Below are 7,431 nucleotides of genomic sequence, written 5' to 3' on the forward strand. Positions count from 1 at the left end.
GCAACAACCAGATACGGACCATGGTCAACACCCTGACCAACTGGCTCGTCGAGGACCACGCCGAAGCCGAGGAACCGTCCTCGCGCCGGCTGCACCTGCACTTCCTGCACAGCCCGGTCGAGATCCATGACGACGCCGCGAATCCCGGCAAAGTCGCCGGCATCAAATTTGAACGCATGCAGCTCGACGGCACCGGGAACGTCAAGGGCACCGGGGAATTCCTCAACTACCCGGTCCAAGCCGTCTACCGGGCGATCGGCTACCACGGCTCGCCGCTGGATGAGCTGGAGTACGATGCCCGACGCGGCGTTGTCMCCAACGAAGGCGGCCGTGTCCTCGACGCCGACGGGAAGCCGGTCCCCGGGATCTACGCCACCGGCTGGATCAAGCGCGGACCCGTCGGGCTGATCGGCCACACCAAGGGTGACGCGCTGGAGACCATCGGCTACCTGCTGGAAGACCGGCTMACCTTGCCGCCGGCGCAGAACCCGGACCCGCAGGCCATCATCGATCTGCTGCAGGAACGCGGCATCCAGTACACGACCTGGGAAGGGTGGATCAAGCTCGATGCCCACGAGCTCGCCCTCGGTGCGGAGTGGTCGGCTGCGGAGAACGCCAACGGGATTGAGCGGGAGCGCATCAAGGTGGTGCCGCGCGAGGAGATGATTGAGATTTCCCGCGACTAGCCTGTCCCGTCAGCGGCGCCCGGACGTAGAATTTCACGCACAAGGACTGCCGCGGCGGACGCCGTACCGCCATGCTGCAAACCCCGTGCTGTAACCGTCGTGATGTGACCCCCGTGCTGTGTTTCCCCTGCTGCGATTCCCCTTCGGGAGGTGCCATGGACGAACAACTCCGCTGGATGGATGCCACGGAGCAGGCCGACCTGGTCCGCTCCGGCCAGGTCAGTGCCGCCGAACTCCTCGCCGAGGCCCGGGACCGCATCAGGGAACTCAACCCGGTGGTGAATGCCGTCATCGCCGGGCTGGACACCGACACCGACACCGCGGACGGCGGGGCGCMCGGCAGCACCCCCACCGACGACCTTCCGTTTGCCGGGGTGCCGTTCCTGGTCAAGGACCTCGCGMTGGAAATCGCCGGGACGCCGTTCTCCGAAGGCTCAMGCTGGCTCGCCGGAAACGTCTCCGGCCACAGCCAGGAACTCGCGCGGCGCTTCCGCCGAGCGGGACTGGCCATCATCGGCAAGACCAATACGTGCGAGTTCGGACTGAGCCCGCACTGCGAACCGGTCCTGCACGGGGCAACCCGCAACCCCTGGGACCTGTCCCGCTCCACGAGCGGATCCAGCGGCGGGTCGGCGGCCGCCGTTGCAGCCGGGATCGTCCCGATGGCCCATGGCAACGACCTCGGCGGGTCGCTCCGGTATCCCGCGGCGTGGTGCGGTCTGGTCGGCCTCAAACCGACCCGKGGACGGGTGCCGCTGGGCCCGGAATACGGTGACGTCGTCGGCGGCCTCGCCACCGAATTCGCCCTGGCCCGCACAGTCCGCGACGCCGCAGCGCTGCTGGACGCCGTCGCCGGTCCGGCTCCCGGGGACCCCTACCTGGCGCCGCCGCAGTCACGCCCTTATGCGGCCGAGGCCGTGACACCGCCGGGACGGCTCAGGATCGCGGCCACGGCCACTCCCAATCGCGGCCAGACAGTCCATCCTGACTACCTGCGGGCCTTCGACGCCGCCGTGCGCTTGCTGAGCGACCTGGGCCACGACGTCCAGGAAGCGCACCCCGAACCCCTGGACCGGGCGGGGCACCACGCCATCCGGGCCGTATACGCCGCCGCAGCCGCCTGGATCGAGGGCTACTGGACTCGGCGGCTGGGCCGGGGGCCGGAACCGGGGGAGCTGGAACCGTATACCGAGGTCCTGTTCGGGCGCGGCCGGAAGGTCAGCGCCGGGGATTACCTGCAGGGCGTGGAGGAGCTCCAACGCTTCAGCCGCCGGGTTGCCGGCTTCTTCCAGACCTACGATCTGTGGCTGACACCGACAGTCGGCTGGCCGCCGCTGCCGCTCGGCACGCTGACGGCGACGGCGGAGGACCCCGTCCGCGGGGAACGGGAGGCCGGCCGCTTCCTGATGTTCGACKGCGAATACGCCAACATCACAGGCAACCCGGCCATGTCCGTGCCGCTGGGCACCGATTCCGCCGGGCTTCCCGTCGGGATGTCCTTCCTCGCCGGCTTCGGCGCCGAAGCCACCCTCTTCCGGCTGGCCGCCCAGCTGGAGCAGGCCAGCCCCTGGGCCGGGCGACGGCCTGCACTCAAGCAATCCATGTGAAGGAGACCCGTCATGTATCTGGGCACSATGTATCTGGGAATGTACAGCTTCCGCGGCGACCCGGCGGAGCTTCTCGCAGGCCACGACCGCTTGCTGGCTCTCCTGCCCGCCGGCCAGTTGGAGCTGCATCTGTGCGTGCAGACGGAGGACGGCATCGCCGTTCTGGACACTTGCCCGAGCCGGGAGGTCTTTGACCGTTTCAGCGGCGGCAGGGAATTCCAGGAGCTGATAGCGGCCGCCGGGCTGCCACGCCCCGAGATCCAGCACGTGGGCGAGATCAAGAGCTACGTCCTGCCGCCGGGAGCCGGCGCCTGAGCCCCTCCGGGCCCACCTATGGAACAAGGCGGTGCATTTCCAAACTCCCCGCACKGAACTAGACTGGGCCGGACGAGGCGGCCTCCGGCACGCCGTCGAGCCCGTCCGGTGGGAGTTCAATGAGGAATCTGGTCCATCCGGCAGCKCTGCTACCGCCAGCAGGCGGCGTCACCGCAGCGCTGCGGCAGAAGCATGCCAGCGCCGGGCACGAGGAACTGGATTCCCGGGGTCTCGTCTTTCCGGAGGACCTGCACCTGCCCGGGCTCAGCAGCCTGATCCGGGAGTCGTGGCGCCGTTCGGCCGAACTGCACGCCAACCCGGACAACCCCGAGGCCCCCCTGGCCATGGACCGCGAAGAACTTGAGGAATACCGCCGCCAGCACCCCCTGGCCGCCATCATGCCTGTGATCCACAAGCTCCTGGTCCTGCCAAGCCATGACAGCGGGATGCTGGTGGCCGTGGGGGACGAAGTCGGCCGGCTGCTGTGGGTGGAAGGCGACKCCGCCCTGCAGCGCCGGGCCGAAGGCATGATGTTCGTCCCCGGCGCCGACTGGTCCGAGGCGACGGTGGGCACCAGCGCCCCGGGCACCGCGCTGGCCCTGGGCCGGGGCATCCAGATCTCCGGCGCGGAACACTACAAGCGTTCGGTCCATCCCTGGAGCTGCACGGCCGTGCCGTTCCACGACCCGGATTCCGGCGCACTTCTGGGGGTCGTCGACATCACCGGCACGGAGACGGCCGTAGCCCCCCACACCCTGTCCCTCGTCGAGGCGACGGTCGCCGCTGCCCAGGCGCATCTGCGGGTGGAACGGCTCCAGCTGGCCGCCGCACGCCAGTCCTCGCCCTCCCGGCGGAGAAGCCCGGCCGCGCCGAAAACGGCCGGGGCACCGKCCGCCGGCAGCCTGTACCGGAACAGCCTCCAACTGCTTGGCCGCGATCAGGCCCTGCTCAGCATTGACGGCCGCACCGTGTCACTGTCCGCCCGGCACAGTGAGATCCTCGCCCTGCTCAGCACCCACCCCGAAGGCCTGAACGCCGAGGAGCTGTGCGCCCTCCTGTACCCCGGGGAGGCCTCCACCATGACGCTGCGCGCGGAGATGGTACGGCTGCGCAAGGTCCTGCAGCAGCTCAATCCCGAGGCCGTCCCGGCGTCACGCCCGTACCGCTTGCCGGTCGACCTCGTGCCGGACTCCGGACAGGTGCTGAGCTGCCTGCAACGCGGCGCTCACCGGATAGCGCTGGAAATCTACCGCGGCGCCGTACTGCCGCGCTCGGAGGCGCCCGGCATCGTGGAGCTGCGGGCCAGGGTTTCCGCGCTGATGCGCGAGGCACTGCTGACGGACGGCAGCGCCGAGTCACTGCTGAAGTACGCCGAACTGCCCGAGGCAAAGGACGACGTCGACGTCCGGACCGCCGCGCTGAAGCTGCTGGCACCGCGCTCGCCCAAGCGTGCCGCCGTCGTCGCCGATCTGGAACGGCTGGACCGGGAACTGAGCGCCTGAACCGTCACGGCCCGGGCACCCGGACCGTGACCGGGCTCACATCGTTGCAACCTGACTGCAACCTTCGCGCCCMTAGGCTGAGTGCAACGGGGGCCGGAAGCGCCTTGCTGCCCCCTCTCTTGCACAGTAAAGGAGCTAGCAATGACTGTTTACGCCCAGCCCGGTACCGAGGGCTCGAAGGTCACCTTCAAGGACCGCTACGAGAACTGGATCGGCGGCGAGTGGGTTGCCCCGGTCAAGGGCCAGTACTTCGAGAACATCACCCCCGTGACAGGCAAGGCTTTCTGCGAGGTGGCCCGCGGCACCGCCGAGGACATTGAGCTGGCGCTGGACGCCGCGCACAAGGTTGCGCCGTCCTGGGGCAAGACCTCCGTGGCCGAGCGCGCCGCGATCCTGAACAAGATCGCGGACCGCATCGATGCGAACACCGAGATGCTCGCCGTCGCCGAATCCTGGGACAACGGCAAGCCGATCCGCGAAACCCTCAATGCGGACATTCCGCTCGCCGCCGACCACTTCCGCTACTTCGCCTCAGCCGTCCGCGCCCAGGAGGGCCGRCTGTCCCAGCTCGACGACGACACCACTGCCTACCACTACCACGAACCCCTCGGCGTCGTCGGCCAGATCATTCCCTGGAACTTCCCGATCCTCATGGCCGTCTGGAAGCTCGCCCCCGCCCTCGCCGCCGGCAACGCCGTCGTCCTGAAGCCGGCCGAGCAGACCCCGTCCTCCATCCTGGTGCTGATGGAACTGATCAKCGACCTCCTGCCGGCCGGCGTMATCAACGTGGTCAACGGCTTCGGCGTGGAGGCCGGCAAGCCCCTGGCCTCCAGCCCGCGGATCCGCAAGATCGCTTTCACCGGCGAAACCACCACCGGCCGGCTGATCAGCCAGTACGCTTCCCAGAACCTGATCCCGGTCACGCTGGAACTCGGCGGCAAGAGCCCCAACATCTTCTTCAACGACGTTGCCGACACCAACGACGCCTTCTACGACAAGKCCCTTGAAKGCTTCACGCTCTTCGCCTTCAACCAGGGCGAGGTCTGCACCTGCCCGTCCCGCGCCTTGGTCCAGGAAGGCATCTACGACTCCTTCATGGCCGACGCGCTGGCCCGCACACAGAAGATCATCCAGGGCAACCCCTTGGATACCGAGACGCAGCTCGGCGCCCAGGCCTCCAATGACCAGCTCGAGAAGATCCTGTCCTACATCGACATCGGAAAGCAGGAAGGCGCCAAGGCCCTCACCGGCGGCGCCCGCGCCGAACTGTCCGGGGACCTGGCCGGCGGCTACTACGTGCAGCCCACCATCTTCGAGGGACACAACAAAATGCGGATCTTCCAGGAGGAGATCTTCGGCCCGGTGGTGTCCGTGACGCGCTTCAGCGATTACAACGACGCCATGGGGATCGCCAACGACACCCTCTACGGCCTCGGCGCCGGCGTCTGGTCCCGCAACGGCAACGTTGCCTACCGAGCCGGCCGCGAGATCCAGGCCGGCCGCGTGTGGGTCAACAACTACCACGCCTACCCGGCCGGTGCCGCGTTCGGCGGGTACAAGTCCTCCGGCATCGGACGCGAGAACCACTCCATGATGCTGGACCACTACCAGCAGACCAAGAACCTCCTGGTCAGCTACAACGAGAACAAGCTCGGCTTCTTCTAAGCCGCATTGACCCGGGCGGGGCGGATCGGAAGTGATCCGCCCCGCCCGCACCATGCCTGGCCACCCCCGGGCGGGACGTACCACCCACCACCCCACGGAGTACACCAAACCCTGAATACGCCCTAAAGCTAGGCCCCATAACTAGGCCCCATAACTACGCCCCATAACTACGCAAGGATTTCGCCAATGACGACGACAATGCAAGCAGCTGTAGTAACTGAATTCGGCAAGGACCTCCAGATCCAGGACCTCCCCATTCCCTCCCCGGGCCGCGGCGAGGCGCTGGTCAAGGTCATCACCACCGGCGTCTGCCACACCGACCTCCATGCGGCGGAAGGCGACTGGCCGGTAAAGCCKACCCCGCCGTTCATTCCCGGCCACGAAGGCGTGGGCGAAGTCGTGGCCCTCGGCGAAGGCGTCACTGACCTGGCCGTCGGAGACCTGKTGGGCAACGCCTGGCTCTGGTCCGCCTGYGGCGACTGCCAGTTCTGCCGGACAGGCTGGGAAACCCTCTGCGAGGCCCAGAAGAACGCCGGCTACAGTGTGGACGGTTCCTTCGGCGAGTACATGCTGGTGGACAGCCGCTTCGCTGCCCGAATCCCCGCCGGCTCAGATCCGGTGGAAGTGGCTCCGGTGCTCTRCGCGGGCGTCACCGTCTACAAGGGCCTGAAGATGACCGAGGCMAAGCCCGGCCAGTGGGTCACCATCTCCGGGATCGGCGGACTCGGCCACATCGCTGTCCAGTACGCCGTGGCCATGGGGTTGCGGGTCGCGGCGGTGGACATCGCCGACKACAAGCTCGCCCTGGCCAAGAAGCACGGTGCAGAGCTGACGGTCAACGCCCTGCACGAGGATCCCGCCGAAGTTATCCAGCGCGAAACCGGAGGATGCCATGGAGTCCTGGTCACGGCAGTGMACCCGTCAGCGTTCGGGCAGGCCATTGGGATGGCCCGGCGCGGCGGAACGATCGTGTTCAACGGGCTGCCACCGGGGGACTTCCCGGCGCCGATCTTTGAGATTGTGCTCAAGGGGCTGACGGTCCGGGGCTCCATTGTGGGCACGCGGCAGGACCTTGAGGAGGCCCTCGACTTCTACGCCCAGGGCAAGATCCACCCCACGGTGTCCACGAGGGCGCTTTCCGAAGTGAACGCTGTTCTTGATGAGATGAAGCACGCCAAGATCGACGGCCGTGTGGTGCTGAGGTTCTGATGAAAGAAGGACGCTGATGCCGGAGACCAAGCTCGACGCCGCCGTGACCCGTCCGGGGGAGGACTTCTCCCGCGTGGCGCTCACCCCGGAGGCTGTGGGCCTGTTGCGCAAGCTGTGGGTGCAGCACGGCCCGCTGATGTTCCATCAGTCCGGCGGCTGTTGCGACGGTTCTTCGCCCATGTGCTACCCGGCCGGGGAGTTCATCACGGGGGACTCGGACGTGTTGCTTGGCCTGTTCGACATTTCGGACGGAATCCAGCCCCAGCCGGTGGAATTCTGGATGTCGCGGGAGCAGTTCAACTACTGGAGCCACACGCACCTGACGGTCGACGTCGTCCCTGGCCGGGGGAGCGGTTTCTCGGTGGAGGCGCCGGAAGGCAAGCGGTTCCTGATCCGCTCGGCGCTGATGGAAAACTGGCCGGTCTGAGCCGGAACAGCGGAGCGTAG

Annotated in this window: 7 protein-coding genes; all 7 read left to right on the forward strand. The window is 67.7% G+C overall.

All coding sequences use genetic code 11. The annotated features are described in order from the left end of the window. Positions 1 to 686: ferredoxin--NADP reductase domain-containing protein (locus AC1DBQ_RS19965; RefSeq protein WP_476930164.1), on the forward strand; the 686-nt coding region annotated here is incomplete at its 5' end. A gap of 155 nt (positions 687 to 841) precedes the next feature. Continuing rightward, positions 842 to 2,293 carry an amidase gene (locus AC1DBQ_RS19970; RefSeq protein WP_476930165.1) on the forward strand — a complete coding sequence of 484 codons (1,452 nt, stop codon included), beginning with the start codon at positions 842 to 844 and terminating at the stop codon, positions 2,291 to 2,293. 12 nt (positions 2,294 to 2,305) lie between these two features. Continuing rightward, positions 2,306 to 2,608 carry a hypothetical protein gene (locus AC1DBQ_RS19975; RefSeq protein WP_116765189.1) on the forward strand — a complete coding sequence of 101 codons (303 nt, stop codon included), beginning with the start codon at positions 2,306 to 2,308 and terminating at the stop codon, positions 2,606 to 2,608. 119 nt (positions 2,609 to 2,727) lie between these two features. Then, on the forward strand, positions 2,728 to 4,110 hold the full coding sequence (locus AC1DBQ_RS19980) for a GAF domain-containing protein (RefSeq protein WP_476930166.1): 1,383 nt from the start codon (positions 2,728 to 2,730) through the stop codon (positions 4,108 to 4,110). 141 nt (positions 4,111 to 4,251) lie between these two features. Further along, positions 4,252 to 5,775 carry an acetaldehyde dehydrogenase ExaC gene (gene exaC / locus AC1DBQ_RS19985; RefSeq protein ID WP_476930167.1) on the forward strand — a complete coding sequence of 508 codons (1,524 nt, stop codon included), beginning with the start codon at positions 4,252 to 4,254 and terminating at the stop codon, positions 5,773 to 5,775. A 186-nt stretch (positions 5,776 to 5,961) separates the two neighbouring features. Next, entirely contained in the window at positions 5,962 to 6,984 is a 1,023-nt protein-coding gene (adhP, locus tag AC1DBQ_RS19990; RefSeq protein ID WP_476930168.1) for an alcohol dehydrogenase AdhP, read from the forward strand. Positions 6,985 to 7,000: 16 nt separating this feature from the next. After that, positions 7,001 to 7,411 carry a DUF779 domain-containing protein gene (locus AC1DBQ_RS19995; protein ID WP_091251311.1) on the forward strand — a complete coding sequence of 137 codons (411 nt, stop codon included), beginning with the start codon at positions 7,001 to 7,003 and terminating at the stop codon, positions 7,409 to 7,411. The last annotated feature ends 20 nt before the right edge of the window (positions 7,412 to 7,431 follow it).

The organism is Arthrobacter sp. 10T413_2, assembly GCF_056394205.1.